Raw genomic sequence first — 26861 nt, 5'->3', positions numbered from 1 at the left:
TCAGTCGGGTGGTATGCCGATGATGCCGCCGATGGCTCCGCCGATGTCGCCGGGTGGTTCTGGTGGTGCTGGTGGGGATCGGCCGGACGCGTCGGGTCTGTTGGGTGGTGAGGTGGAGCCTTGGAAGGGTGACGTTCCGTCCGGTTTTGGTGATCCGGGTGGGGTTGCGGAGCGGCCTGGTGATCGTGAGGCGTGGTCTCCGTCTGTTGTGGAGGGTGCGGTTGCCTCGGGTCAGTCGGGTGGTATGCCGATGATGCCGCCGATGGCTCCGCCGATGTCGCCGGGTGGTTCTGGTGGTGCTGGTGGGGATCGGCCGGACGCGTCGGGTCTGCTGGGCGGTGAGGTGGAGCCTTGGGAGAGCGGGGTTTCCTCTGGTTTCGGTGATCTCGGCGGGGTTGCCGAGACGCCGGGAGAGCGAGAGTCCTGGTCCTCGCTGGCGGCGAACGACCTGTCTCCCGTGCCCGGCATCGTTCCCTCCCTGCCTCTGGGCGTGCCTCCGGTCAACTCGGGACGCACGGGTGAGCCGCCGCAGCGCAACACGGAACCCCTGACGCGGTCCGGCGAGGACGCGGTGCTGCCGGAGTGGACCGCGTCGCACGTCGACCCCTACCTCGATCCGGTCACCCCAGTGACGCCGGAGCTGGACGAGCAACGAGAAGAGAGGCGAGCCGTCGGCCTTCCTGGCGCCGGTGCCGGTATCGACGTGCGTCCCGGCGCGCCCATCGAGAACCCGTTCGTGCCCGACGCCGTGTCCGCGCCCCCATCGGACCGGGTCGCTGTCGTGCGGCCGGCCGGGGACGACGAGGACTTCTCGGCATGGGAGGTCGGCGCCGGTCTGCTCGGTCTTGCCTCGGCCTCTGCCTTGCTGAAGGGACGTGGCAAGGAGGCGGACAGGGAAGCCTCCACCCCGGACTACACGCTCCGCGAGTCGACCGTGTGGGAGCGCGGAGTGAGCCACGCTTCCCGCCACAACGGCGAAGCGGAATCGTTGCCTGGCCGGTTCGACGCCAGCGACTACGTGCCACGACCGTTCAAGGCTGAGCCGGGCGAGGGATGCGCCGAAGCGCTGACCGGCGACGGGGACCTGCCAGAGGACGAGGAAACGCAGGACGAGGAGGCCGAGGAGACCGAACGCAGGGCGGTCGACCTGCTCAAGCAGGATGACGGAGCCTGGGCCGGCGGGCCGAGGCCCACGACGCTGGGGGTGATCGAATGAGCACCTTCACCGTGCGGCGCGGTCTTCGCGCCGAGGGGCCCGCGATGCCGGAGGGCGAGGAGGAGTTGCAGGAACCCCCGGTGATGCCGGAGCCTGCCCCGCGTGACCTCTCCTCGGTGCTGACGTTCCTGCCGATGGCGATCGCCCCGGTGGCGATGGTCCTGGTCTTCTCGTCCGGTCCTGCCTCCGGCGGGCCGTTCATCCTGATCATGTCCGGTGCGATGGGCCTCGGCATGGTGGCGATGGCGATCGGTCAGCTGGTGCGCGGCGGCGCTGACCGCAAGGGCAAACTCAACTCGGAGCGGCGTGACTACCTGCGTTACGTCAGCCAGCTACGCCGCAGGGCGCGAGAGGCGGGCAACCAGCAGCGCGCCGCCGTCATGTGGAACAACCCCGATCCGGCCTGGTTGTGGTCGCTCGCCGGCAGTCCGCGCCTGTGGGAGCGGCGCGGCAGTCACGACGACTTCGGCAGGGTGAGGATCGGGCTCGGCAGCCAGCAGGCGGCCATGACCTTCACGCCGCCGTCCACCAAGCCGATCGAGGACCTGGAACCGTTGTCGGCGATCTCGCTGCGCCGGTTCGCCGAGACGTACCGGACCGTGACCGGTATCCCGGTCTCCGTCGGGCTGCGGAGCTTCACGAGCATCGAGTTCGCGGGCGAGCGAGAAGAAGCCGCGGCCCTGCTGCGTTCCATGATCGCTCAGATGGTGGTCTTCCACGCTCCGGACGAGCTGCGCGTCGCCGTGCTCACCTCACCGTCCAGCCAGGCTGAATGGGACTGGGTCAAGTGGTTGCCGCACAGCGCCCACCCGGAGGCCAGGGACGCTGCCGGTCCGTTGCGGATGCTGACCTGCGATCACGACGAGTTGCTCGATCTGCTCGGCACCGAGGTGCTCGAACGCGGTGACCACGACAAGAGCGCGCTGCCGGGAGTGGCGGAACCACTGATCGTGATCGTGGCGCACCTCGCCACGATTCCCGAGCATTCGCCGCTGTTCGGACCGGGGCTGCGCAACACGGTGCTGCTCGACGCCACGGGCGCGCTGCCAGGCGGGGAGAAGGTTCTCCGGTTGACCTGCCGTGACGGAGAGGTCACCTTCCCCGCGGGAGGCGAGACCGGCTCCGCCACGAGCGACGTGCTGACCATGGCTCAGGCCGACACACTCGCCCGCCTGCTCGCTCCGAAACGTACCGGTGGCACGGTCGACGTCGCCGATCTTCCGTTCGACAACGACTTCGAGCTGACCACGCTGCTGGGCATCCGTGACGTGCACACGTTCGACGTGCAGGGGCAGTGGCGGCAGAAGTCGCCCCAGCGGGCGCGGCTTCAGGTGCCGATCGGCGTCACGGAGTCCGGCGATGTGGTCGAGCTCGACCTCAAGGAATCCGCGCAGGGGGGCATGGGTCCCCACGGAATGCTGATCGGCGCGACCGGCTCCGGCAAGAGTGAGCTGCTGCGCACCCTGGTGTGCGGTCTGGCGGCCACGCACTCGTCGGAGGTCCTCAACCTCGTCCTGGTGGATTTCAAGGGCGGCGCCACCTTCATCGGCATGGACCGCCTGCCGCACACGTCCGCGGTGATCACGAACCTCGCGGACGAGCTGCCGTTGGTCGACAGGATGCAGGACTCGCTCAACGGCGAGATGACCCGGCGCCAGGAGATCCTGCGCGCCAGCGGCTACTCGTCGCTCTTCGAGTACGAGAAGGCGCGGTTGAACGGTGGCAAGCTGCCGCCGTTGCCGACGCTGGTCGTGATCGTCGACGAGTTCAGCGAACTGCTCAGCGCCAAGCCGGAGTTCATGGATCTGTTCGTGTCCATCGGCCGGTTGGGACGCAGCCTCGGCGTGCATCTCCTGCTCGCTTCCCAGCGGCTTGACGAGGGCCGCATTCACCGGGTCGAAGGACACCTCTCCTACCGGGTCGCGCTGCGGACGTTCTCCTCGATGGAGTCTCGCAGCGTCATCGGGGTGGCGGACGCCTACGAGCTTCCTTCCGGCCCTGGCAACGGCTACCTCAAGGTCGACACCACCACGCTCACCAGGTTCAAGGGCGCCTACGTGTCCGGCCCCTGCCTCACCACGGCTCCGTCGGGGGACAGGAGTACGACGGAACTGGCCGCGACCGAGATCGTGCCGTTCTACACCCAGCCGAGCCCGCGTGCGCACGAGATCGTGACCGTGGAGCCCGAGTCCTCACAGGACGAACAGGAGAGCGACGAGCAGGAGTCCACTGAGGATGCACCGAGCCTGGCGGACGTGCTCATCGGCCGGCTGGAAGGCGTCGGGCCCGCCGCACGCCAGGTGTGGCTGCCGCCTCTCGCGGAGTCGCCGACCCTCGACTCGCTGTTGCCGAGCATCGTGCCGCATCCCGAGCTCGGCATGATCGTCGACGACGACACCGCCCGTGGACGGCTTCGCGTTCCCGCAGGGCTTGTCGACCTGCCCTACGAGCAGATGCGTGACCTTCTCATCGCGGACCTGTCCGGTTCGGACGGTCATGTCGGCATCGTCGGCGCTCCCATGTCCGGCAAGTCGACGTTGCTGCGCACCCTCATCCTCGGTCTCGCGCTCACGCACACTCCTGACGAGGTGCAGTTCTACGGGCTCGACTTCGGTGGCGGCGGCATCACGTCGGTCAGCGGCCTTCCGCACGTCGGCTCCATCGCCACCCGTCTGGAACGCGACCGAGTGGTGCGAACGGTGGCCGAGGTCGTCAACGTCATGGAGACGCGTGAAGCCGCCTTCGCCGAGCACGGGTTCGAGTCGATGGCCGGCTATCGCGCCGCCCGGCGGGAAGGGCGAATCCAGGACGCGCACGGCGAGGTGTTCCTGATCATCGACGGCTGGTTCACCCTGCGCCAGGACTACAGCGACCTGGAGACGACGCTCACCGAGATCGCGGCCAGGGGACTGTCGTTCGGCATTCACCTGATGGTGTCCTCTACTCGCTGGTCGGAGATCCGGCCGTGGCTGCGTGACGTTCTCGGTACCCGGTTCGAACTGCGTCTCGGCGACGCGATGGAGTCGGAGGTGAAGGGCCGCAAGGCGGCGACCGTGCCGAACCAGCCGGGACGCGGCCTCACCACGACGGGGTTCCACTTCCTCGCCGCCCTGCCGCGCCTGGACGGCGCGAGCGACACGGAAGACCTCGCCGCCGCGACGAAATCGGTGGTGGAGGAGATCAGGACGTTCTGGCCTGGCCGCAGCGCTCCTGGCGTACGGCTGCTCCCCACCAAGCTGCCGGTGGTCGACCTGCCGAAGCCGGAAGGCGACCTGAAGGTGTGCCTCGGTCAGGACGAGCAGCGCCTCAACTCGGTGTGGCACGACTTCGGGACCATCCCGCACCTGTTCCTGCTGGGAGACTCGGAAACCGGGAAGACCAACGCGTTGAGGCTCGTGCTCAGGTCGATCGTGGCCGGGTACGAGTCGGGCGCGGCGAAGATCCTCGTGGCGGACTCCCGCAGGGACCTCGACGGCATGGTTCCCGAGGAGTACCGCGTCGGGCAGGTGGTGGCGTCCGACGCGTTGACCGAGATGGCGAACAAGGCCGCCGTGTCGTTGCAGAAGAGGGTGCCCGGTCCTGACATCTCGTCGGAACGCCTGCGCAGGCGTGACTGGTGGGAAGGCCCGCAACTGTTCGTCGTGGTCGACGACTACGAGTTGTTCTCCAGCGGGGGAATGGGCATGTCCACGCCGCTGGAGTCGTTGCTTCCCCTGATGGCACAGGGAGTCCACATCGGGTTCCACCTCATCGTGGCGCGGAGCAGTGCCAACGGCATCCGCGCCATGATGGACCCGGTCCTGCGCCGGTTGTGGGAACTGGGGACGCCCGCGTTGCTGTTCTCCTATCCCAAGGAGGAGGGCAAGTTCCTCGGAGAGGCAGCGCCTCGCACTCTGCCACCGGGACGAGCCCAGCTCGTGACCCGCCGCGGTACCAAGCTGATCCAGACCGGCTACGTGCCGGTGACCGCGATGCCAGGAGACGACGAACTGGTGTCGACCGGGATAGTGGAAGGAGGTGGATGACGATGTCCGTGTCAGCGGAACTCTGCCGAGTCACCGTGGTCGGTCCTGACGGGCGGGCCGATCTCGCCGTTCCCACGTCGACCACGGTGTCCGCACTGCTGCCCACGCTGATGCGTCATGTGGTGCGCGACGGCGACGGCCCGGCGGGCGGTTCGACCGACGGCTCGTGGGTGTTGCAGCGACTCGGCGACGCTCCGTTCGCGGCGGACGGCACCCCTGAGACGCTGGATTGGCTCGACGGCGAGCTGCTCTACCTGTCGCCTGCCGCCGATCCCTTGCCGGAGCTGGATTTCGACGATGTCGCGGAAGGCATGGCGACCGCGGTCAACCGGCAGGGCGACAGGTGGAACGAGAAAGCCAACCGCAGGCTCTTCCTGAGTCTGGCGAGCGCGGCGCTCGGCGCGATCGCGGTGTCGTTGTTCGAGAACGAGAGCGCCAGTGTCGCGTCCGCCACGAGTGGGGTCATCGGCATCACCCTGCTGGTGGCGGCGGTTCTGGTCGCCAGGACGATCGGCGATCGCGCGCTCGCCGCCGTGCTGGGCGTGGGAGGAACGATCTTCGCAGGCCTCGCGGGGACGTTCGTGGCAGCCGGTGTCGCCGGTGCGATCGCCTTGCAACCGAGCGGAGTTCTCGTCGGCGGCGGCGTGCTGGCCGGGGCTTCCTTCGCGTTGCTGGCCCTCCAGCGGCTCGTGGCCCGCACTCTGCCCATCGTGCCTTTCGGCGCGACGGCGATGGCGGGGGTCGCCGTCATCGCGGCGGTCACGCTGAGCCTGGGAACGGGCCTGTCAGGTCCTCAGACCGCCATCATCGTCATGTCCGTGTGCTACGTGCTGCTGCTCTTCTCCCCGAAGCTGGCGACGAGAGCCGCGCGCCTTCGCGGGCCGCAGTTGCCGCGCACGGCGGAAGAGTTGAAGGTCGATGTCGAGCCGATGCCCGCGGCGCAGCTCATCGAACAGACGGGAATCGCGGACAGTTACCTCAGCGTTCTCGCCATCGGCTCGTCCGTCGTGTTCGCCGCCGGATTTCCGTATCTGATGGCAGAGCAGACGTGGGTCGCGCACACCGTGGGCGCGTTGTTCGCGGCGCTGGTTCTCCTGCGCTCACGCGAGTTCCTCAACGTTGGTCAGCGCACGGCGTTCGCGCTCGCCGGTACGTGGGGCGCGGTTCTTCCCGCGCTCACGATGCTGTCCGGCATGAACGACATGTCGCGGTTGCTCGGCGTGCTCGGGATGGCGGCGGCGGTGCTGTTGCTGGTGTCGGCCGCTCTGCGCCCGGCCCATCGGCGGATGCTGCCGATCTGGCCGCACATGGGCGACGTCGTGGAGAACCTGACCTGCATCGCGCTGGTGCCGCTGATCCTGCACCTGCTCGGTGTGTTCGCCTGGGCGCGCGGGCTGGCTGGGTGACGCGGCGTGCAGACGAAGAAGGACCACGTCCACGCCTATCAGACTCTGGTCGGCCGGATGAGTGCCGCCCTGTTGCTGGGCGACACCAACTACAGTGAGGCGCCCGCCCGCAGAGCCCTGTCCGGCCTGGTGTTCGGACTGGTGGTGGCACTGCTGGTCGGCGTGGGGTTCTGGGTGTACGGACTCATCAGCCCCGGTGGCAGCACCGCGTGGAAGAAGCCGAACGCCATCCTGGTGGAGAAGGAGAGCGGGACGCGCTTCGTCTACAACGACGGCACGTTGTTCCCGGTGGCGAACCACGCTTCCGCGATGCTGCTCAAGGGTGCGGGCGCGACGGTCGAGACGATCTCGCGCGCGTCGCTCAGCGGACTGAAGCGCGGTGCCCCGATCGGCATTCCCAACGCGCCCGACCCGGTGCCCCCGGCGAGCTCGCTGGTCACGACCCCGTGGTTGCTCTGCCTCCCGCAGACGGCAGGCGTCGGCGGAGCGGGACAGTTGAGCCTCAACGCCGACGCGGGCGCCAGGAGCACGGCGCTGGGAGAGGACGAGTACCTCTGGGTCGCGGACGCCGCCGGCCGCCAGTACTTCGTGTGGTCCGGCAGAAAGCTGCCGCTCGCGTCCGCCTCGGTTCCGATCGCGCTCGGGGCGGGAGCCGGTACGCCCCCGGCCGCTCCGGCCGCCTGGCTGTCGTCGCTGCCGGACGGTCCCGAGATCGGACCGGCGCCCGTGCAGAGTTCCGGTACCGCGCAGATCGCCGGTCAGGCGCGGCAGGTGGGCACCGTGTTCAGGCAGACAGCCGGCAACGGCACCGAGAGCTTCGTCGTGCTCCGTCCCGATGGTCTCGCGCCGCTGTCCCGCACGGAGGCCGTGCTGCTCACCGTCGCCAAGGGAAAGACCGCGGTGGACATCGACGTGGCGGCCATGACGGCCGCGCCCAGATCAGCGGACACCTCGCTGACCAAGCGGATTCCCGATCTCGTCACGGCGAGGTCGGTTCCCCCGGTAGGCAGGGCGTTCTGCCTTCGTCAGGAAAGCCGGGGCACCGTGTTCTCCAGCGTTCCGGTCACCACCGAACGCGAGTTCGCGGGGGCGGGGATGAACGCGCAGGCCGGCGCCTACCTCAGTCCTGGCTCCGGCCTGCTGGTGGCGTCGTCGCCACTACCGACCGGCACCGGTGCGAAGCCGGACCGGTTTCTGATCACTGATCGAGGGTTCAAGTACCGGCTCGCGGACGACGAGGCGGTGTCCGCTCTCGGATTCGGAGGCGCGGCCGTCCGGCCGATGGCCGCGGAGGTGCTGGCACAGATTCCGAGCGGTCCGGTGCTGAGCCGGAGCGCGGCGGCTGTCGTGGAGAGAGGACGTGGCTGAGATGAGTCTGGTGACGATGCGCCGGGACCGCGATCGGGACGACGATCGGGACATGATCGGCCACAAGATCGGCAACGCGCTCGTCGTCCATCCGCGCAACGCGTTGCGCAACGAGACGAGGGACCTGGCGCTGGGCCTGGCTGCCGACCCCGAGCACGAACTGGTCGTGGTGGACCTGCCGCCGGAGAGTTCGATGGTGGTGTGGGAACAGGCCGCCAGACTGCTGCCTCGCAAGCGCCGAGGGCTCCGGCTCATCATCGGCGGACGTCCGAGGGAGACCACCGCGCTCGCCGGACAGTGGCTCTCCGAACGGCTCGGGCGGACGATCATCGCACCGGACGGCTCCGTCCTGCCGGGAGCCGGTGGCACGCTGTTCGTGGATTCCGGCTGGGGCACGGGATGGATGCGCTTTCAGCCAGGCAAGCTGCCGAAGCTCGACGGCAAGAGGTTTCCCCGCCCGCAGTGGGAAGAGGTGTCGGCTCTCGTCGACGTGATGCCGACCAGCGCGGGAGGAGTCGCGGAACCGCTGCCTGGGGGTGTGTGGCTGCGGCCACGCGGACCGGAGGAGATCCTGCGCCCGCACCGCAGACAGCTCATCGAGACGGTCCCGTGCCAGCCAGGCGTGTGCGTGGTCGTGATCGGATGCGCGGGCGCCCCGCCCGTGACCATGCAGGACGTGCTGCGCTTCTGGAGTTGGACGCTGCCCAGCCTGCGGGACAAGTTGCGTTTCGTGAAGTTCGGACCCATCACGGTGCCGGGCGGCGATACGCACGGACAGGCCATCGCCGACGCGCTGGGGGAGGAGATCGTTTGCCTCACCGGAGTTCCCGTCGGCTCGCGCTTCGAGCCGGACATCTACACCGTGCGGCTGGACGGCGGTCTGGGGTGGAGGTCGATGGTCGAGGAGGTGCTCTATCGCCCCGGTGAACCGGGACAGCAGGCCGCTCCTCCCGTGCTGGCTCGCTACCGCAGGCCGTTCATCGGCATCGACGAGATCAGGCCCGCTGTGTACCAGTACTCGCCGCACGTCGTGCTGGAGGTCGTGCAGTCCGGGTTGTGGCTGCGCCCGCCACACGAGGTGGGGCACGCCGCCGCGGTCCGGTCGGCCGAGCCTGACGCCGCTCGCCACCTGGTGCTCTTCGAGGAGGGGGAACCGCACCTGCGTGAGCTCGCCGAGGACGTGATCGGCCGCCTCGACCATCCCACGAGGCAACTGAGCCGGTTGGTGCGCGCGGATTCCCTGACAGAGCGCCGGATCGAGATCAGGGACCGAACGAGGGACGTGGCACAGGCGCCGCTGTCGGTGTCGCCGGACAGCGCGCACGAGCATGTCGCGCGCGAAGAGGTGCTGTCGCTCGACACCGTGACGATGCGATTCGACGGTGTGATGCCCGCTCAGGTCACACCGATGCCCGCGTTCGGCCAGATGAACGAGTCCGAGTCGCCGGAAGCGGAGGAGCACGAGGCGCCCTACAACCCGTTCGAGATGCCGAATCTCCCGATCGCCCTCCCCGAGATCGACACTCCGGCACCCGCCGTCTCGTTCGAGACGGCGGAGCCGCCGATCCTCACGCGCCTGGTCGAGACGCGTGAGGCGGAGGTTCCTGTCGTCGCGTCGGACAGGCCGGGGACCGCGGCGAGCCCGGTCGTGACCGAGGAGCCGGCGCCCGTCAAGTACGAGCCGGTCGACGTCACCGGGCACACACCGTTGCCGGTCATCGGTGACGACACGGTCGCGGAACCCCGCGAAGCGGCGTTCGTCTCCGCGCTGCAGCCGACCCCGGCGACGAGCGCTGCGGCCCTGATCACCGTGCGGGGCATGGACGAGGAACGTGCCTGGCTGCGGCGCACGCTGAGCCGTGAGTACGCGGCGATGTCCAACTCGGTCATGCGTGTGTTGTCCGAACACCCCGGCTTCCAGGGCGCGATCGAGCGTTCGGGTGGTGAGGTGCTGACCGACGCCGTGGCGATCCGGCTGTACCTCTCCGAGCAGGGCGACAACGTCGATCTGCCGTTGAGGACCGGGCTGGTCGGACCCCACGTGCCTCTCGCGCGCTGTGTCGTGTCCGGCCTGAGCAGGCTGCCCTCGCACCGAGGCGCCACCACGTTCGCGGCGTCGCCGACCCCGAGGGAATGGGAGATCTATCGCGACCGCCAGTTCATCACCGAGTGGGGCTTCGTCAACGCGCTGACGGCTCCCTGCGCCCGCCAGCAGGCCGAGCACGACGTGGACGTGCTGCTGTGGTCGATGACCGCGCGTCGCACCAAGCTGCTCGAACCCGAATCGCCCGTGGTCAGCGACAGGGTGCTCTTCGTGCCGGGGACCAGCTTCAAGGTGCTGGACCTGGTCGAACCCAAGGCGGGACAGCGCGGCCTCGTGCTGCTGCGCGAACTGGCGGCCGGTGAGATCGACGAGAACGGTCAGGTCGACACCAACCGGGCCTCGCTGGACGAGCTCGCGGTGAACACTCTTCGCCGGCAGATCGACACCCACGCGAACGCGGCAGGCGAAGTGCGGGTGCCGCTCCAGGCCGCGCCCAGGTTCGGCACGCTACCGGGCCTCGTCCGGACCATCCGACAGGAGGAGGGGCGATGAGTCGTCAGTTGCTGGTGGTCTCCGCTCATCGGCCCGGACGCTATCCGACGATCGGAGCGGCGCTGCGGGAGGCCCGCGACGGCGCGACGATCAGTGTGCTGCCCGGCCGTTACGAGGAGAACCTCGTTGTCAGCCGGATGGTGACGATCTCGGCGGAGGAGGGACCAGGCACCGTCGAGGTGGTGGCCCGCACCGGCAGCGTTGTCGTCGTCGCGGCGACCGCGGCCCAGTTCTCCGGGCTGGTGCTGGCGGGCGAGGACGGCGACCACGCGACGCTCGACATCCGCCACGGCGAGGTAGCCCTGGACGACTGCCGCGTGTCGGCGGCGTCGTGGGCCGCGGTGCTCGCGCGTGGACAGGGATGCGCCGTCCTGCGTGGCTGCACGGTCACGAGCGACGGCGGTGTCGGCATCGTCGTCACCTCGTCGCTGCCGAGCACGGCGGAGTACTGCGAGGTCGTCAACGCGGCGTCGTCCGGCATCGTCGTGGCGGAAGACGGGTGCCTGGAACTGCGGCACGTCACCGTGCGAGGGGCGCGTGGCAACGGAATCTGCGTGAACGGCCGTGGCCGGCTGCTGGTCGAGAACTGCGAGGTCGTCGGTTCCGCGAAGCCTGCACTCGTGGTCGAGCAGGAGTCCAACGCGAAGCTCCGTGAGGTCAGGGTGAGCGAAAGCGAGAGCCTCGACCTGTACGTCCGCAGCACGGGAGAAGTGGTCATCACCGACTCGGAGTTCACGGGAGCCGGTGCCCAGTCGATCCACATCGCCGATGGCGCCACCCCGATGTTGCGTGGCTGCCGGATCTCCGGAGCGGGACGCACCGCTGTCTACGTGACCGGCGGGGCATCTCCCCGGCTGGACGACTGCCGGATCGACGGCAGCCCGATCGGAGTGCTGGTGGACGCCGCGTCGGCGCCCCAGTTCGGAGCGCTGCGGATCGACGGCACGTCGGAGGGCGCCGTCCTGGTCGACGCGGAGTCCTCGGTGAGGCTGAAAGGGTTGCGCGCCAAGCCGGAGTCAGGACCAGCGGTGCTGGTGAAGGGCAAGTCGCGGCTCGTGCTCGCCGACGCGCGGATCGACGTCGGCGACGCACTCGGCCTGTCACTTGCGGAAGGGGCCAGAGGCGACGTCACCGACACCCGTGTCACGGGAACGGCCACGCACCTCGTGGCGTTGGTGGGCGGGGCGAACGGCGAGTTCGCGTCGACCTTCTTCCAGGGCGGCGGAATCCGCGCGGAAGACGCGCGTCTGTCCATCAAGGACAGTGAGATCGTCGGCGCGTCGGAGGACGGCATCACCGTGAGCGCGCGCGGCGTGGTGCAGGTGATCCGGTGCAGGGTGCGCTCGGCAGGCCGTCATGGTGTGCAGCTCTTGAGCGGATCGCGCGGCGATGTCCGCGAATGCGAGATCGTCGGCAGCGCGGGAGACGGAGTCCTGCTCGACACCGAGGAACCCGCCACCGTCGCGGAATGCACGATCACCGGCAGCGGTGGCAGTCCCGTGCGCAGAGCGGTCGAGCACGAGCGGCTGTCCGTGACAGGCATCTCCACCGGCGAGCAGCAACGGCAGCGTTCCGCCGAGCCGGAGCCCAGACCGCGCCTCGCGCCGTCGGCGGCACAGGAACAGGAGACGCCGGGCAGCCAGTCGCTCGGCGGAGCGATGGGTGCCGCGCTCGACGGTCCACTCGCCGACCTCGACGAGTTGATCGGCCTCGACGGCGTCAAGCACGAGGTGCTCGGGCTGATCAACCTGATCAAGATGACGCAGCGCAGGCAGGCGATGGGACTGCCCATGCCGCCCATGAGTCGTCACCTGGTGTTCGCGGGACCTCCGGGAACCGGTAAGACGACGGTCGCGCGGCTCTACGGCGCCGTGCTGGCGGAACTGGGCATCCTCGCTCGCGGACACATGATCGAGGTCGCCAGGGCCGACCTCGTCGGGCAGTACATCGGTTCCACCGCCATCAAGACCGCCGAGGTCGTGACGAAGGCGATGGGCGGCGTGCTGTTCATCGACGAGGCGTACACGCTGTCGAGCCAGTCGGGAGGAAGTGGTCCCGACTTCGGCCAGGAGGCCATCGACACCCTGATGAAGATGATGGAGGACCACCGCGACGAGATCGTGGTGATCGTCGCCGGGTACTCCGAGCTCATGGAACAGTTCCTGTCGTCCAACCCCGGTCTGGCATCCAGGTTCTCCAGAACCGTCGAGTTCCCGAACTACAGCGTCGACGAGCTCGTCACCATCACGACCAACCTGTGCCGCAAGCACTACTACGAGTTGACCGACGACGCGGTCGGCGCGCTCAGCGACTACTACGAGCGCGTGCCGAAGAACGACACGTTCGGCAACGGTCGCGTCGCGCGGAAGCTGTTCGAGGCGATGGTCAGCAACCAGGCGTCCAGGCTCGCACTTCAGCCGCCGGAAAAGGACACCGAGCTGAACAGGCTGACCGCGCTGGACCTGGCAAACGAGTTGGCGGCGCTGGGCGAGGCGAAACCACGCGCCGACCTGCCCGACGCGGACGTGAACCCGGCAGGGGCGGTCGAGGCGACCCTGGGATGGCAGCGGATCACCGGCCTCACCGGCCTGCATGACGTCCGTGAGGCCGTGGGGCGCGTGCTGGTGCGGTTGTGCGTGCTCAAGACGCGCAACAAGGGACTGGGCAGGCAGGCCAACACCGTGCTGGCCGGCAAGCGGGGGATGGGGCGTCGCGCCATCGCCGCGCTGTACGCGCAGAGCCTCGCCGAACTGCGGCTGGTGCCAGGTGGCCAGCTCGTCAGGCTGACGATCGGGCAGGACCTCTGCCCGCGCTGGCCTGGGCAGGCCGCGAGCCTGGTCGCCTCCGCGTTCGACGAGGCGAACGGCGGTGTCCTCCTCCTGGACGCGGACGCCGACTGGGCCACCGACTCGCGTGATCTCCGCGTGGAACTCGTCGAGGCGCTGGTGGAGATCGTCCGGTCCAACCAGGCAGGCCCCGTGGTCGTGCTGTCCGGCGAGGAGACGGCGGTCGCGAGCCTCGGCCAGTACGCCCCTGGGCTGGCGGAGTGTTTCGCCCAGCGATGGGACTTCGGCGACTACGACGCTGACCAGCTGACCGCTCTTACCGTGCGGCAACTGGTCCGGCGTGGCCACCGGGTGCCCGACGAGGTGGTGGAGGCGCTGCGCGGACTGGTGTCCGGCGGCGATCACACCGCTTGGGACGCCCATCAGCTCGCACAGAGACTGGCCACCACGGCGGCGTCCCGCACGTTGGCCGCGGCCGACCTGCACTCGATTGTTCCGGTCGTGGTGACGTCGAGGATCGAGGGGCTCACCGCAGTGGGGTGATCGTGCCTCGCCTGCGGCAAGGCCGTCTTCGCTGATTTCCGGGAACGCGGTGTCGCGGAGATCGCACGGGACCTGACGACTATTCGGTGGAAACGAGATTGGCGCTCGATCCAGAACCTTCCGGATCGAGCGCCAATCTTTCTTGTGTCTGGATTTCTCGCTTCGTGCGGATGTTCAGCGGTTGCGCTTGATCAGTTCCCACTTCTGCCAGGTTCCGCCGTTGCAGATGTGCGGGTAGGCGACGCCGATGCCGCCGCTGTCGACGCAGAGCGGCTCGAACCTGTTTCCCTTGGTGGATCGCAGCGAGACCTTGTTCCAGCCGGCTCCTACTCCGTCGAAAACGGCCTGGTCGCCGGAGGAGTTCGGCTGGGTCGTCAGAGTGGGCCTGAAGGTGGGTGCCGTGAAAGGGTTCGTCGGGACGTGCCAGAACTGGCTGAGGTAGCGGTTGGTGGCCGCATTCTTGATCCTCACCTGGTAGTAGCGGTCAGGCGCGCGCGTTCCTGTCACCTCGACCTCCCAGTACTGGTTCAACACGGTGCTGTTGCACGGCAGCGTGTAGACCTCGCCCCTGAGGTTGCTGTCAAGGCATCCGCCGGTCTGGATGTTGCGGAACTGGCCGTACATCGGAGCGGCCTGGGCAGGCGCCGAGACGAGAGACAGTGCGAGCAACGGCACGAATATGACGGAAATGCGTTTGGTAATGCGAGCCACACTCGTGAGAGCGAGCTTCATGGGTGCCCCTTCCAATCATGGAACGCGATGAGCTTGATGCGTGACACCGCCATCGCATCTCCTTGGGAGTGTCTGGGCAGAAGCGACCGGCCTCAATATTTTTCGCATCGTGAGGTACCGCGTCACGTCAGGTGTGCCCGTTTGCTCATCTTCGCGCCGCAGGCCGTTGGAAAGGCGCGTGAGGCCTGCTTTCGCAGATCTTTCGCTCTCGGTGAGTCCGTGGTGAGGACGCGCACTGTTGACCCGGAAGGAGGGCAGATCCGTCACCAATGCCGGTGAGTCAGGCCGCGCTCAGCGCGGCTGACCGACCTGAGCGCGACCACCAAAAACCCGTTAGTTCTCAAGCAATGCCAGCTCCGCCTTGACTCGCGTCCTGTCCTCCTCCCAGGCAGGGCCGTCGAGCAGGTCGCGGGCGAGCAGCAGGCACGTGCGTGCGTGCTCGTGTTCTCCCGCCATCCTCCAGGCGGTGCCTTCCAGCAGTGCGAGCTCCGCTTCCCCTCCGTACCCGGCCTCCTTGACGAACGCGAGCTTTCTGGCTTCGTGGAAGGACTTCGCTGCTTCCTCCCACCTGCTCAGCCCGGCTAAACAGGCCCCACTGCGCGTGGTCACGAGCAGAGTCACCAGGCGGGCTGTCTCGACGTTCGTGTCACCGAAGCTGCGCTCAGCTTCAGCCCGCAACGGGCGATGCAGGGCTAAGGCCTTCTCGAACTGGCCCTGCGCTTCGAAGATCGTGCTCAACGCGAGCGTCATCCAGAACCTGACATCGAAGAACTCGTAGCCCGCCGACATCTCGTAGGCGCGTTGGTTGTACGCGACTGCCTCATCAAGACGACCGACGCGCATCAACGCCATGCCGAGGCTCGCGTTCACGACGGTGGTACCCCGGTGATAGCCGATCTTCTCCGAGAGCGTGAGCGCTTCGCGCAGAGTGTTCACGGCACCGTCGAAGTCGGAGCGGCTCCAGGTGAGGGCGGAGCCGAGCTGCGTCAGCATGTCGACTTCCGCGGTCTGGTCGCCCAGCTCCCTGGCGGCGGCGAGGCCGATACCGAAGATCTCGCCCCAGTCGTACTGCATCTCTCTGCCGAGCGAGTAACGGTTCACCGACCAGGTGAAGTCGAACACCTCTCGGAACCGGCCGGTCTCAGCAGCGCTGCGCTGGACTGCCCTCCAGCTGGTCGCTTCACGTTCCAACCACTCGGCGGCGTCCGCCTGGGACCGGAAAGGAGAGTCGTCCGCCACGCCTTTCGAGTCGGGAAAGAAGAGCCGCCCCGCGACCGCGCCCTTGGCGAGCACGTGAGCGCACAGATCGTCATACAGCCGGAGCCGTTGCGCTTCTGGCTCGTCGGCCAGCAGGTGTTCACGAGCGAACAGTCTGATCAGGTCGTGGAACTGGTGACGTGGTGGCGCCGAGGTGGTGGTGAGGAGCGAAGCGGCGACCAGTTCGTGGAGTGCCGATTCGATCTCGTCTTCCTGGACGCCGGCCGCGATCGCCGCGAGCTCGGGGCCGAAGTGCGCTCCCGGAATGAGTGCCAGACGGCGGAACAGGGCTTGCGCCCCCGGCGACAGTCGCCGTAGCGAGACCTCGAACACCGAACGCAGGCTGAGGTCTCCCGCGGCCAGCGAGTCGAGGCGCCTGCGCTCGTTGCCGAGCTGGCGGGCCAGGTCGTCGATCGACCGCTGCCTGCTGGTGGACAGGCGATTGGCCGCGATGCGTACCGCGAGCGGGAGTCTGCCGCACAGCTCCACGACCTCGTGCGCCGCCTTCAACTCGCGGCGCACCGCGGACTCACCGGCGACGACCGAGAGCAGCTCGATGGCGTCGGCGGCCGTCAGGACGTCCAGGGGCAGCGTCGCGGCCGTCTCCAGGCCGGTAAGGACACGCCGGCTCGTCACGATCGTGAAGGCGGTTCCCGAGCCGGGAAGCAGCGGAGCGACCTGCTTCTCGTCGAGAACGTTGTCGAGGACGACCAGCATCTTCCTCTCGCGTGTCAGCGCCTTGAACAGCGAACTGCGCTCGCTCGTCTCGGCGGGGACGCGGCTGGATGGTACCCCCAGAGCGGTCAGCATCCGCTCCAGTGCCTCGGCCGGGGCGATGGGCTGATCGTCGATGCCGCGAAGGTCCAACGCGATGCACCCGTCGGGGAAACGGTCCGCCAGGTGGTTGGCCGCGGACACGGCGAGTGTCGTTTTGCCGACACCCGGAGCTCCCACCACGACGACGCCGCCTCCCCGCGCCGCCAGTTCGGAGAGTCGATCGAGCTCTGACCTTCTGCCCACCAGCCTGGGGGTCGATGGGAGCGAGTACAGCATCGTCCTGCGTCTGGAGCGAGTGGAACGGCGGCGGCCTTCTCTGGCGAGCATGATGAACGACTCGTGCTCGCCACCCGTGAGTCCGAGCGCGGTGGCCAGAAGCTCGGCGGACCGTTCCTGAGCGGCGGCGGCTCTGCCTCGTTCCAGCTCTCTCAACGCTCGCACGCTCATGCCGGAGGTGCGGGCGAGATCCGCCTGGGAGAGGCCCGCCGCCCTGCGGTAGCGCAGCAGACTCTCGCCGAAGGACCGCGTGGGGGCCGAGTTGGGCTGTGTGCTCACAACACGCATTCAACCTGCCGGACCGGTGCGGATCGACCATTGCGGCGCGGTGTGCCGCCGATTTCACGACCGGGCTGTCACGCCGGCGGCCCCCGCGCGTGTCGGGAGGGTGGGACCGCGCGAGGCCGCCGACTGAGAGGGAGGCTGAGCCTCCACGATCAGTGACGTGACGATGTCACGTGGTGAGCCGACCTGTTCGGTCGTGCGACGCGATGGCCTTCCGGCTTCGCGCCGCGTCGCATCAGGACTGGCTGACCAGGAAACCGGGGTTGCTGCCCGCTGTCAGGTTGATCTGGACGCCCCTGCGGATGTCGATCCGTGTGGTGCCGATGGGCCGCGTGCCTGAGCCGGGAATGATGGCGGAGACCGCGACGTTCTCCGGGCCGCGACTGGACATCGGCTGCAGCACGCAGTTGGCGTAGTTGTACCTGACCGGCGTGAGCGTCAGGCCGCCGCGGTCGAGGAACTGGACGGAGATGCCGGCGTCGCGGCTGTTGCACAGCTTGATCTTGCCAGGGGTGACCGCCTGGGCGGTGCCCGCGGACAGCAGTGACAGCGAGAGGACCGCCGCGGCGGCCGCGGCGGTGCGCTTGAAAGTCGTCGTGAAGGGCTTCATGCCGCGACGCTAAGCAGTCCCATTGGCATCGAGGTGAGTTCCGGGGGTGACGCGCACAGTATGTGCCCGATTGTTCCTGACGGTGCCCTCAATTGTTTGTGAGCGATATCGGAGTCCTTGGGGAACGGACAAGTCGCCGGTCTCCTGATTCCGGGCGGTTCGGACCGCGGCCGATGTCGAACAGTAATGATGTCTCAGGGGTGGTCGGGCAAACCTGGTGGCCCTTCTGATCGTATCGGTGAACCTGGGGCCGGTCGGGAGTCCGTTTGGGTCTAGGTTCTTAACATCGCCTTGATGTACGCCGATACACCCAATTAAGTGCCTTCCCCCTTTGTCATGCCCAACTTGGGAGATCGTCATGAGTCACCACGGCTTCAAGCCCCGCCGCTTGCTTCGAGTCCTCGCTGTCGCACTGGCGTCTCTCGCGGCGCTCATGGCGGTGACACCGGCAGCTCAGGCCTACGAAAACGTGCAGTTCGAGAGCATCAAGTACCGGGGCTACTGCCTGGACAGCAACGCGGCCGGCGACGTGTACATGAATCCCTGCAACGGGAACAACAACTACCAGCGGTGGTTGATGACGTGGACCGGAACGCGGTCCTACGACGGCCACGAGCAGGTGAGGCTGAGGAACGCGGCCACCCTCCGTTACCTGATGCAGTGGCGGGTTGGCTACCCTGCGCTGCAAACAGGCCCTCTGGGCGGCGTGAATAGCAACAGGGCTGTTGTGGACGGCGTCGGAACCAGCTGGTCCGACGTCAGGCTGCGGGCTTCGCACTTCGATTCCACGGCCGGCCAGGGCGATCTCTGCGCCCACGCCATCCAGCCGTCCGTCGCGGTTTCGTTCAACTGCAACAACACCGACGAGCAGCGCTGGCAGAAGCGGTGACGAGCCTTTCTCGTTTCACGGCGTGACGGAACGCGTGACTGGTTTCCAGTCACGCGTTCCGTTGTTTCGTGCGTCACCGCCGAAAGCGAACGGAGGATGTCCGGTACCAGGCGGCGTCAGCCGTTGATCGCGCCCCGCATGATCCCGTCGATGATCCTCCTGGCGAACAGCACGAACGCGACAAGTACGGGGAGCACGGCCATCGTGGCCCCCGTGAGCATCAGCGAGTAGTCGGTGAAGTAGCCGCTGGCCAGACGGGACAGGGCGACCTGGACGGTCGGGCTGTCGTTCGGGTCGAGCACGACGAGAGGCCAGAAGAAGTCGTTCCACGTCGCCATGAACGTCAGCATCGCCAGCACCGCCACCTGTGGCCGGATCGCCGGAAGCGCGGCGTGCCAGAACGCCCGCCAGAGAGAGCATCCGTCGACCCGCGCGGCATCGACGAGGTCGCGCGGGACAGCCTCCTCACATGCCTGTCGCATCCAGAACACGCTGAACGCGCCGACGAGAGCGGGCACGATCACGGCTTCGAGCCTGCCGTACCAGCCGAAGTCGCTCACCAGCAGGTACAGCGGGATCACGCCGAGGTGCCCCGGTACCAGAGCTGTGCCAACGACGACCAGGAATAGCCCGTTGCGGCCTGGAAAACGCAGCCGGGCGAAGGCGAAGCCCGCGATGCTGGCGAGGATCACGTTCGACAGCGTCACCGTCCCGGAGACGATGAGCGAGTTCCGCAACGCGAGCCAGAAGTCGACCGTGTCGAACACCCTGCCGATGTTGGCTAGGAGATTGCCTCCCGGCACCAGCACGGGCGTCTTCTCCGCGATCGCCGAGTTGTCCCGCGACGCGATGACGAACGACCAGTACAGAGGGAAGATCGACGCCGCTCCGATGGAGAGCAGGAGTCCGTAGGTGATGAACCCGGGCCGTCCGCGCATTCTCAGTCACCGCTCGCGATCCTGCGCACCAGTGCGAAGTTGACCAGGGCGAACAGCAGCGAGACACCGAACAGCATCCAGGCGATCGCGGCGGAGTATCCCGCGTCGAAGAGGTAGAAGCCGTGTTCGTACAGGTACATCGTCAACGTCTGGAACTCCCTTCCGCTTCCGCCGGTGCCGTTGACACCGGACACGTCGAACAACTGGGGCTCCGCGAAGAGTTGCAGGCCTCCGATGGTCGCGGTCACCACGGTGAAGATGATCGTGGGACGAATGCAGGGAACCGTGATCGACCAGAAGGTACGCCAGCGTGAGGCGCCATCCAAAGTGGACGCCTCGTACAGCTCCCTGGGAATGCTCTGCATCGCGGCCAGGTACAGCAACGCGTTGTAACCGGTCCAGCGCCACATGACCATCACGGACACGGCGATGTGCGCGGTCAGCCTGTTCGACTGCCAGTTGACGGGGTCGATGCCAACAGCGCCGAGCATCGTGTTGATCATGCCGTAGTCTCTGCCGAAGAGCTGGCTGAACACCAGCGCCACCGCCGCCACCGACACGACGTTGGGCACCAGCACCGCCGCTCGCCACGCGGTGCGTGCGCGCAGCGGGCGGCTCAGCAGCGCCGCGAGGCCGAGCGCGGCGAGGAGCTGCGGCACGGTGGACAACAGGAAGATGCTGACCGTGTTGAACAGGGCGTTGTAGAAGTCGCGGTCGCTGAACAGTTCGGCGAAGTTGGCCAGTCCGACGAAGCCCTCGTCGCCGTTGATGAGATGCCAGTCGTGCAGGGAGACCCAGGCCGTGTACAGCAGCGGGAACAGTCCGAACACGCCGAAGACGACGTAGAACGGCGCGATCATCAGATAGGGGCTGATCCTGCGGTCGAACCAGTCGCCCGGTCGCATCCATCGCCTCGGTGACCGCGACGCTTCACGCGTACTGGACACGGTGTTCGCCCTTCTGTGCCCTGTACGGCGCTTCACGCGACCGGCTGCGGCGCTGGAACGAGTCCTCTGTGGTGGGTCCGGGCGACGACGAGCGTGCCGCCGTCGCGTTCGCCCGCGGCTCCGCCACGACCGGACGGATGACGACGGCCGGCGCCGATGGTGTGAAACGCCCGATGAACTGTCGAGGAGGCATGTCGTCGGCCCTTCCGTAGTGCGTGGCCACTGTCCGCTCGGCGCGGGGCGGGAACCGGGCTCCCCAGTAAACAACGAGCTTGGGCTCGTCAGCACACCACAACTGTGGCGGCGGCGACAGCGGATCTCCGCTGATCATCGGATCTCCTTGGCGCGTATGGCTTCTTGTTGTCATAGAGGTGTAGTTTTCAGTTTGGTCCTCAAAGGAGCGGAGATTCAGATGTCGCCAGGTGGTCGAGGGACGGTTCTCGTCGCGGGAGCCGGAATCGCGGGGCTGGTCACCGCGCTGCACCTGGTGCGGTCCGGTTGGAAGTGCGTGATGTTCGAGTCCGCCGACGCTCCGCATCCGGAGGGAGCGGGCCTGCACGTCGCTCCCAACGGCGCGCGCGTCCTCTCCAGGCTGGGCGTGGAGCTCAGACCGGCGGCCTGCGCGGTCGACGCCATCGCGGTGCGCCGCTGGGACAGCGACGAGGTGCTGGGGTTGCTGCCGGTGGCAGGCAACGGCGATGCCGCCTACTACACGATGCACCGCGCGGATCTGCACCGGGCGTTGCTGGATCGGCTGCCGGACGGTGTGGTCCGCTTCGGAGCCCAGGTGACGGAAGTCGCCGAGCACGAGTCCGGGGTACGCGTCTCGCTGGCGGACGGATCGTCCTGGGATGGTGACGTGCTGGTCGGAGCCGACGGAATCCACTCCACCGTGCGCACGCTCCTGTGCGGTGACGGCCCGGTCTACACCGAGAACGTGATGTACCGGGGTATCGTCCCGGCCGGCCCCGCGACCAGTGTGCTGCGTGACGACCACGCGACGATCTGGGCCGGTCCCGGCAGCCACTTCGTCGCCTACCCGATCAGTGGCGGCGAGGCGTTCTACATCAGTGCCAGCGCCGACGGACAGCGGTGGGAGGACGTCGACTGGTCCAGGCTCGCCGATCCCGCCGTGGTGCGCGAGCCCTACGAGGGCTGGCACGACAACATCGGCAGACTGATCTCCGCCGCACCCGGAATGACGAAGTGGGCGTTGTTCGACCGGCCGTTGCTGGAACGGTGGCCGGGACAACGCATCACCCTGGTGGGGGACGCGGCGCACGCGATGCCTCCTTTCCTGGCACAGGGCGCGAACCTGGCGATGGAGGACGCCGCCGTTCTTGTGTCCTGTCTCGACAGATCAGGCGGTGATCTCGTGTCGGCGTTGCGGCGGTACGAGACCGTTCGGGCAGAGCGGGTCGCTGCTGTACATCGGCTGACCTCCGCTCGTGGAGCCACCTTCCGGTTTGCCGACGGAGTGGACCAGCGTGCCCGCGACGCCGCGTTGCGCGAGGGCTCGCTGGGCGACGACTTCGACTGGATCTTCGGTTACGACACCGACGAGGTGCTCGGCTGAGATCAGAGTCCGGTATGGACTGTCAGTGAGCTGAACCCGCGGAACCCCAGGTTGGTGTTGTACACGGGTGGCACCTCGGGTGCCACCCGTAACGCGGGGAAGCGGGTGGCGAGCGCGCGCAGCGCCATCCCGGTCTGTACTCGGACCAGAGTGGCTCCAATGCAGTTGTGGGTGCCACGGCCGAACGACAGGTGCGCGTTGTGCTGACGATTGAGATCCAGCTTCTCGGGATCGCGAAACGCGTTCTCGTCACGGTTCGCGGCACCGATGTACAGCAGCACCGGCTGTCCCGCTTCGATCCTGTGTCCTTTGTAGATGAAATCTTCCGCCGCCATGCGGCCGATGTACTGGACCGGGCTGTCGTGGCGAAGGAACTCCTCGACCGCGTAGTGCAGGCTTCTGTCGCTCTCCGTCAGCAGATGCCGTTGCTCCGGGTGGTCTTCCAACGACCACACCGCGTTGCCGATGAGGTAGCGGGTCGGTTCCAGGCCTGCGAACATGAGCAGCATTCCCTGCGCGCAGGCCTCGTTGAGAAGGAACTGGAAACCGTCTGTCCTCTCCTCGGCCAGCTTCGTGATCATCGTCGGACGATGGCCGCGGATCGCGTTGTGGGCGTGTTCTCCCAGGTAGTCGGCGAAGTCGTGGATCGCACGCCGGCCCCTGCGCAGGTCGTCCGCGACGAGAGCGCTGGCACCGAAGAGATACGCGATGTCGTCGGACCACTTCGCCAGCTGTTCGTGGTCTTGCCGCGGAGCTCCGAGCAACTCGGTGATGACCATCGACGGCAGCGGGCGCGCGAACTCCTCGATCAGGTCGTGCCGGCGGGACCATCTCGACAGGAGAGTGTCGATCGCGTTCTGGATGACCGGCACCAGGAGGTCCCTGGAGAACAGGTCGCACACCGCGTTCATGTGGCGCCGGCGCATCTGGTGCTCGTGACCGTCGAAGAAGGCAACCCATCGGGACAGAACAGGAACGATGTCCGCGAACTCCTGGCGTTGCTCCGGCGGGAGAGCTTTGATGGGAAGCGTGGCACGGTTGTTGGTCAGGCGAGGATCTTTGAGCAGTGCGACGACATCCTCGTAGGAGAAGATGACCCAGGAACCACCGTACATGGACGAGTGGTGAACGGGGTCCGTGCGTCGCAGACCGGAGTAGGTGGGGTACGGATCAGGTACGAGCTCCAGGTTGCTCAGGGAGAACAGGTCGGTCCCCAGCGTGCTCCCAGCGGTCACGAACGACCTCCCGCCTGAGTTCTGGCGTCGATGGCGCGAGCGAGCAACCGCTGCGCGCTGGCGTAGCCGACCTGGTGGTTGCCGATCTGCTGGGCCGTGAGCCGGGCGACCTCGTCGTTGAGCGCGATCGGGTCACCAGCGGCCTCGGCGAGAAGGCTGATGTGGCAACAGGTGTCGAAGATGGTGAACCACCAGACGGCGGCGTCGAGCGTCTCCGCGACGGCGACGAGACCGTGGTTGCGCAGGATCACGCCCTTGGCATCACCGAGCGCGGCGGCGATCTGCTTGCCTTCCACGCGGTCGAACACGATGCCGGTGAAGTCGTCGAAGATCGCGTGGTCCTCGTAGAACGCGGTGTGGTCCTGGGTGATGGGTTCCAGGAGCTTGCCGAGGCTCGAATAGGCGCGACCGTAGGTGGTGTGCAGGTGAATCGCCGCTTGGGTGTCCGGGCGCGCCGCGTGGATCTCGGCGTGGATGGAGAAAGCGGGAAGGTTGACGACGCCGTTTCCCTCCACGGTGAGTCCGGTCGCCCCGTCGACGCGGATGAGCTGGTCGGGCGTCATGTGCGCGAACGGCACCGTGATCGGATTGGTCCAGAACGTCCCGGTGTCCTCCGGGTCCCGCACCGTGATGATCCCGGCGATGCCCTCGTCGAAACCAAGGCTCGCGAAATGCCAGAACGCCGCGCACAGGCGCGACTTGAGGTACGTACGCTCCTCGGCGGTGTTGTCGAAGGTCGCCTCTGGCAGAAACTGGTTGTCTGCGGCCTGAGCGGATTTCGTCACGGTCTTCTCCTCGATGAAACCGGATCTCGGTTCGTCAGTTGGTTTCTTTGGCCCACGTGTCGAGCACGGCGCGGATGTCCCCCGCGTACTGCCGTTCCGACTTGAGGTAGGTGCCGTGGCGGCCGAACGACCAGCCGAACACGGTGAACTCGTTGCGACTGACCGGAATGTCGCCGAAGAAGCCGGTGAGCCGTGTCGGCAACGGTGGCAACGTCTCGACGGGTACGTCGAGGACGGAGACCCCGACGTCGAACGCCTTGCCGGTGGTGGCGTCGACCCCGAGCGCGACGCAGTAGTCACGCGAGATGTGCTGGACGACGGTGTCGGCGGTGGCCGGATCGACGGGCGCGCCTCCTGCCAGCCTGACATGGCGATCAAGGTCCGAACGGGACAGCGATCCGTCGATGTCGAAGTCCAGCACCACCGATCCCTGTCGCCAGTCGACGGCGGCGAAGCTGATCCGTCGCAGGTTCAGCTCGGCGAACTCGCCGATGCGGTTCGTGAGCACGGCCGGGACGCCGGGGGCACCGAGGATCTCGTCGTGCGGCCGTTTGGTGCCGAAGTAGAACCAGGTCTTCGTCAGGCCGAAGTCCGAGTCGAACGAGCACGAGTGGCGCGTCCTGCCGTCGTACAACCCGCCCCATGCCCGTGCCAGTGGGAGCAGAGGGTGATCAGCGGGCAGAAGGCCTGCGGCGAGGGCGCGTTCGGTGGTGTCGATCGGTGACGTGGGAAAGATCCGGTAGGACAGCGGGGCCTGTGCCTGATCGGTGCTGCGCCACAGAACCGAACCGGAGAGAAACGGCTCGGGAAACGCGGTGAAGACGTCCGACGCCGTGTGCGGGTCGCAGGGAGCGCCGATCGCGGCGGCGGTCCTGCTGACGTCCCGCTGGAAGTCCTCGGCGGTGAAGTCGTGAAGATCGGACATGCGGCTCCTGTCGACGTACGTGCTTCAGCACGCGCTGAAACAGCATCACCAAGCGGGAAGGGAGAACGGAGACGCCGACACGTCGGATGTTCGAGAGTGCGACATTCGCGTGCGGACAGATCAAGTACCTACGCCCATGCTCCCGGAGAATCAAGGCTGCATCAACCAAACCTCAGCTTGACGTCAGAAGGTCTGTTGAGTGCGAACGATTTCGTCGATGTGTTGCGGTGGCGGCAGAAGTGCCTGCTCCGATGGGCTTGAGGTGCGGAGGCGGACAGCGAGCGTACGTACGCTGTGCTGGCGACGTATCTCGTTTGAGAGGGCGCGAGGGGAGCTCACGAGCTGTACGAAGTGTGCCCGAATTGTTCCCGGTGTTGCCTTTGTTGTCCGCCGATGGCGGCGATGTCATTGCTGAGCGAAGCCATGGGGCAACGCGTTGTGCTGCCTGCTGAGCTTGTGTGGTCCGGAGGATTCCGAGGCGGAGGGCTCGCCCGGGTCGGGTTTGGATTGCTGGGGTAGGGCGGCGTGAGGCTGTGGCGGCCCTTTGAATCGGGGAACTGGTGTCGCGCCCCGCTGACGTGGACCTGCGTGCCCGAGCTGACGGGACTTGAGCCCGGAAGAGTCTTCTGATCAGCGCGTTGAGTCCTCCGGTCCGCGTCTTAAGAAGGTCTGGAGAACCTGATCGCAGTCTTGGACCTGTCAGCCAGGCCAGACAGGCGAAGCTCAACCAGGTGAGGGAGGCGGCCGTGAAGGAAGTCCGCGTCAGAGTTCGCGCAGCCGATCCGGTCAGTGAAGCCGGTCTGGCCAGCATGTTGCGGACGCAACAGGCGATCCACGTGCTGGAGACCGATCGGCCGGGTGACGAAGCCGCTGATGTGCTGGTGCTTTCGGCAGATCGCCTGAAGCCGGACCTGGTGCTGTCGCTGAGGCGTGCGGCCCAGACCGGTGGTACACCGGTGGTGCTGGTGATCAAGGAGATCACGCAGGAGGAGCTGTTCACCGTCGTCGAGTGCGGGGTGATGGCGATCGTGCCCTGCCAGACCGTGACGGGTGAGCGGCTGGGCGACGCGGTGAGGGCCGCGGTGGGCGGGGCCGGCGCCCTTCCCTCGCGACTGCAGGGTGCGTTGATCAAGCACCTCGGGAAGCTGCAGCGGGAGGTTCTCGCTCCGCTGGGCCTCAACTCGGCCGGGCTCACGCCACGGGAGATCGACGTGCTTCGACTGATGGCGGATGGCCTGACCACCGAAGAGATCGCCGACAAGCTCTGCTATTCGGAGCGGACGATGAAGAACGTGGTTCACGGAGTGACCAGCAGGCTCAAACTGCGTAACCGCGCTCACGCGGTGGCGTACGCGATGCGAGCGGGACTCATCTGAGTCAGGTGCGGTTCGGTCAGTCGGATACTGCTGCGGCGAGAGGTTCGTGACATGAGTGAAGCGTGCGAAAGCGGGAATGACGGTCTGATCGACTCTTGGTTCTTGGCTGATCTTGGTGTGCTGATGGGCGGGGATGGCGCCGAGCAGGAGCCGGCCTCCCAGGAGTGACAGTGTGTACCGGCGCCGCGGCCAGGCGCAGTGGGTGCGGGTGGGCACCATGCCGGTCGAACGACACGCGACGGCTTCCGACTTCCGTGGATGATCGAGAAATGAGGTGGCTGCGCGAGAGAAAGTGACGAAGGCGAATTGGTCA

The 26861-nt window shown here is 67.3% G+C and carries 17 protein-coding genes; 9 read left to right on the top strand and 8 right to left on the bottom strand.

What is annotated here, in order from left to right; genetic code table 11:
- Positions 1-262: 262 nt before the first annotated feature.
- Genes PV646_RS41405 through PV646_RS41380 form a run of 6 tightly spaced genes read left to right on the top strand, consistent with a single transcriptional unit; the run spans position 263 to position 13940 of the window.
- The gene (locus tag PV646_RS41405) at positions 263-1216 is read left to right on the top strand and encodes a hypothetical protein (protein ID WP_500348268.1); all 954 of its coding nucleotides are present in this window, start codon (positions 263-265) and stop codon (positions 1214-1216) included.
- Positions 1213-5241 carry a type VII secretion protein EccCa gene (eccCa, locus tag PV646_RS41400; RefSeq protein WP_500348267.1) on the top strand — a complete coding sequence of 1343 codons (4029 nt, stop codon included), beginning with the start codon at positions 1213-1215 and terminating at the stop codon, positions 5239-5241. The genes PV646_RS41405 and eccCa overlap by 4 nt, the downstream gene beginning before the upstream one ends.
- 2 nt (positions 5242-5243) lie before the next feature.
- Positions 5244-6647, top strand: a complete 1404-nt coding sequence (gene eccD / locus PV646_RS41395) for a type VII secretion integral membrane protein EccD (protein WP_500348265.1) — start codon at positions 5244-5246, stop codon at positions 6645-6647.
- Positions 6648-6653: 6 nt separating this feature from the next.
- Positions 6654-8015 (top strand): type VII secretion protein EccB, encoded by a 1362-nt coding sequence (gene eccB / locus PV646_RS41390; protein WP_500348263.1) that lies wholly within the window; start codon positions 6654-6656, stop codon positions 8013-8015.
- Positions 8008-10611: a hypothetical protein gene (locus tag PV646_RS41385; protein WP_500348262.1), complete on the top strand. Its 2604-nt coding sequence runs from the start codon at positions 8008-8010 to the stop codon at positions 10609-10611. The genes eccB and PV646_RS41385 overlap by 8 nt, the downstream gene beginning before the upstream one ends.
- Positions 10608-13940 carry a right-handed parallel beta-helix repeat-containing protein gene (locus PV646_RS41380; RefSeq protein ID WP_500348260.1) on the top strand — a complete coding sequence of 1111 codons (3333 nt, stop codon included), beginning with the start codon at positions 10608-10610 and terminating at the stop codon, positions 13938-13940. Before PV646_RS41385 ends, PV646_RS41380 begins: the two co-directional genes overlap by 4 nt.
- Before the next feature lie 174 nt (positions 13941-14114).
- Here PV646_RS41380 and PV646_RS41375 read toward each other — a convergent pair whose 3' ends face one another.
- From PV646_RS41375 to PV646_RS41365, 3 genes are all read right to left on the bottom strand, one after another.
- Positions 14115-14615: an RICIN domain-containing protein gene (locus tag PV646_RS41375; RefSeq protein WP_500348258.1), complete on the bottom strand. Its 501-nt coding sequence runs from the start codon at positions 14613-14615 to the stop codon at positions 14115-14117.
- Between the two features lie 390 nt (positions 14616-15005).
- Positions 15006-17261, bottom strand: coding sequence for a helix-turn-helix domain-containing protein (locus PV646_RS41370; RefSeq protein WP_500348257.1), 2256 nt, complete (start codon positions 17259-17261; stop codon positions 15006-15008).
- A 241-nt stretch (positions 17262-17502) separates the two neighbouring features.
- The gene (locus tag PV646_RS41365; RefSeq protein WP_500348255.1) at positions 17503-17877 is read right to left on the bottom strand and encodes a hypothetical protein; all 375 of its coding nucleotides are present in this window, start codon (positions 17875-17877) and stop codon (positions 17503-17505) included.
- 358 nt (positions 17878-18235) lie between these two features.
- Between PV646_RS41365 and PV646_RS41360 the strand changes: the two genes are divergently transcribed.
- Entirely contained in the window at positions 18236-18766 is a 531-nt protein-coding gene (locus tag PV646_RS41360; RefSeq protein ID WP_500348253.1) for a ricin-type beta-trefoil lectin domain protein, read from the top strand.
- 116 nt (positions 18767-18882) lie between these two features.
- On the opposite strand, the gene PV646_RS41355 is transcribed toward PV646_RS41360, so the two are convergent.
- The gene (locus tag PV646_RS41355; RefSeq protein ID WP_500348251.1) at positions 18883-19704 is read right to left on the bottom strand and encodes a carbohydrate ABC transporter permease; all 822 of its coding nucleotides are present in this window, start codon (positions 19702-19704) and stop codon (positions 18883-18885) included.
- Positions 19705-19706: 2 nt separating this feature from the next.
- Positions 19707-20609 carry a carbohydrate ABC transporter permease gene (locus PV646_RS41350; RefSeq protein ID WP_500348249.1) on the bottom strand — a complete coding sequence of 301 codons (903 nt, stop codon included), beginning with the start codon at positions 20607-20609 and terminating at the stop codon, positions 19707-19709.
- 454 nt (positions 20610-21063) lie between these two features.
- On the opposite strand from PV646_RS41350, the gene PV646_RS41345 reads away from it, so the two are divergent.
- Positions 21064-22227, top strand: coding sequence for an FAD-dependent monooxygenase (locus PV646_RS41345; RefSeq protein WP_500348248.1), 1164 nt, complete (start codon positions 21064-21066; stop codon positions 22225-22227).
- A 2-nt stretch (positions 22228-22229) separates the two neighbouring features.
- Here the strand turns inward: PV646_RS41345 and PV646_RS41340 are convergent, their stop codons facing one another.
- From PV646_RS41340 to PV646_RS41330, 3 genes are read right to left on the bottom strand one after another with little or no spacing between them, the layout of a single operon-like run.
- On the bottom strand, positions 22230-23462 hold the full coding sequence (locus PV646_RS41340; protein ID WP_500348246.1) for a cytochrome P450: 1233 nt from the start codon (positions 23460-23462) through the stop codon (positions 22230-22232).
- Positions 23459-24247: a class II aldolase/adducin family protein gene (locus PV646_RS41335; RefSeq protein ID WP_500348245.1), complete on the bottom strand. Its 789-nt coding sequence runs from the start codon at positions 24245-24247 to the stop codon at positions 23459-23461. Before PV646_RS41335 ends, PV646_RS41340 begins: the two co-directional genes overlap by 4 nt.
- A 34-nt stretch (positions 24248-24281) precedes the next feature.
- Complete coding sequence (locus PV646_RS41330) at positions 24282-25172, bottom strand: aromatic prenyltransferase (RefSeq protein ID WP_500348243.1); 891 nt, start codon at positions 25170-25172, stop codon at positions 24282-24284.
- 638 nt (positions 25173-25810) lie between these two features.
- On the opposite strand from PV646_RS41330, the gene PV646_RS41325 reads away from it, so the two are divergent.
- Positions 25811-26548: a helix-turn-helix transcriptional regulator gene (locus PV646_RS41325; RefSeq protein ID WP_500348241.1), complete on the top strand. Its 738-nt coding sequence runs from the start codon at positions 25811-25813 to the stop codon at positions 26546-26548.
- Positions 26549-26861 lie beyond the last annotated feature (313 nt).

Origin of the sequence: Streptomyces sp. ID05-26A, from assembly GCF_033794685.1 — a bacterium.
Taxonomy (GTDB): Bacteria; Actinomycetota; Actinomycetes; order Mycobacteriales; family Pseudonocardiaceae; genus Lentzea.
Note: the sequence above shows the minus strand (reverse complement) of the source record. Positions and strands in the feature narration are given on the sequence as shown.

Coding starts and splice junctions, on each gene's coding strand:
- PV646_RS41405 (WP_500348268.1), top strand. CDS start 263: ATGGCTCCGCCGATGTCGCCGGGTGGTTCTGGTGGTGCTGGTGGGGAT.
- eccCa (WP_500348267.1), top strand. CDS start 1,213: ATGAGCACCTTCACCGTGCGGCGCGGTCTTCGCGCCGAGGGGCCCGCG.
- eccD (WP_500348265.1), top strand. CDS start 5,244: ATGTCCGTGTCAGCGGAACTCTGCCGAGTCACCGTGGTCGGTCCTGAC.
- PV646_RS41380 (WP_500348260.1), top strand. CDS start 10,608: ATGAGTCGTCAGTTGCTGGTGGTCTCCGCTCATCGGCCCGGACGCTAT.
- PV646_RS41365 (WP_500348255.1), bottom strand. CDS start 17,877: ATGAAGCCCTTCACGACGACTTTCAAGCGCACCGCCGCGGCCGCCGCG.
- PV646_RS41360 (WP_500348253.1), top strand. CDS start 18,236: ATGAGTCACCACGGCTTCAAGCCCCGCCGCTTGCTTCGAGTCCTCGCT.
- PV646_RS41355 (WP_500348251.1), bottom strand. CDS start 19,704: ATGCGCGGACGGCCCGGGTTCATCACCTACGGACTCCTGCTCTCCATC.
- PV646_RS41350 (WP_500348249.1), bottom strand. CDS start 20,609: ATGCGACCGGGCGACTGGTTCGACCGCAGGATCAGCCCCTATCTGATG.
- PV646_RS41345 (WP_500348248.1), top strand. CDS start 21,064: ATGTCGCCAGGTGGTCGAGGGACGGTTCTCGTCGCGGGAGCCGGAATC.
- PV646_RS41330 (WP_500348243.1), bottom strand. CDS start 25,172: ATGTCCGATCTTCACGACTTCACCGCCGAGGACTTCCAGCGGGACGTC.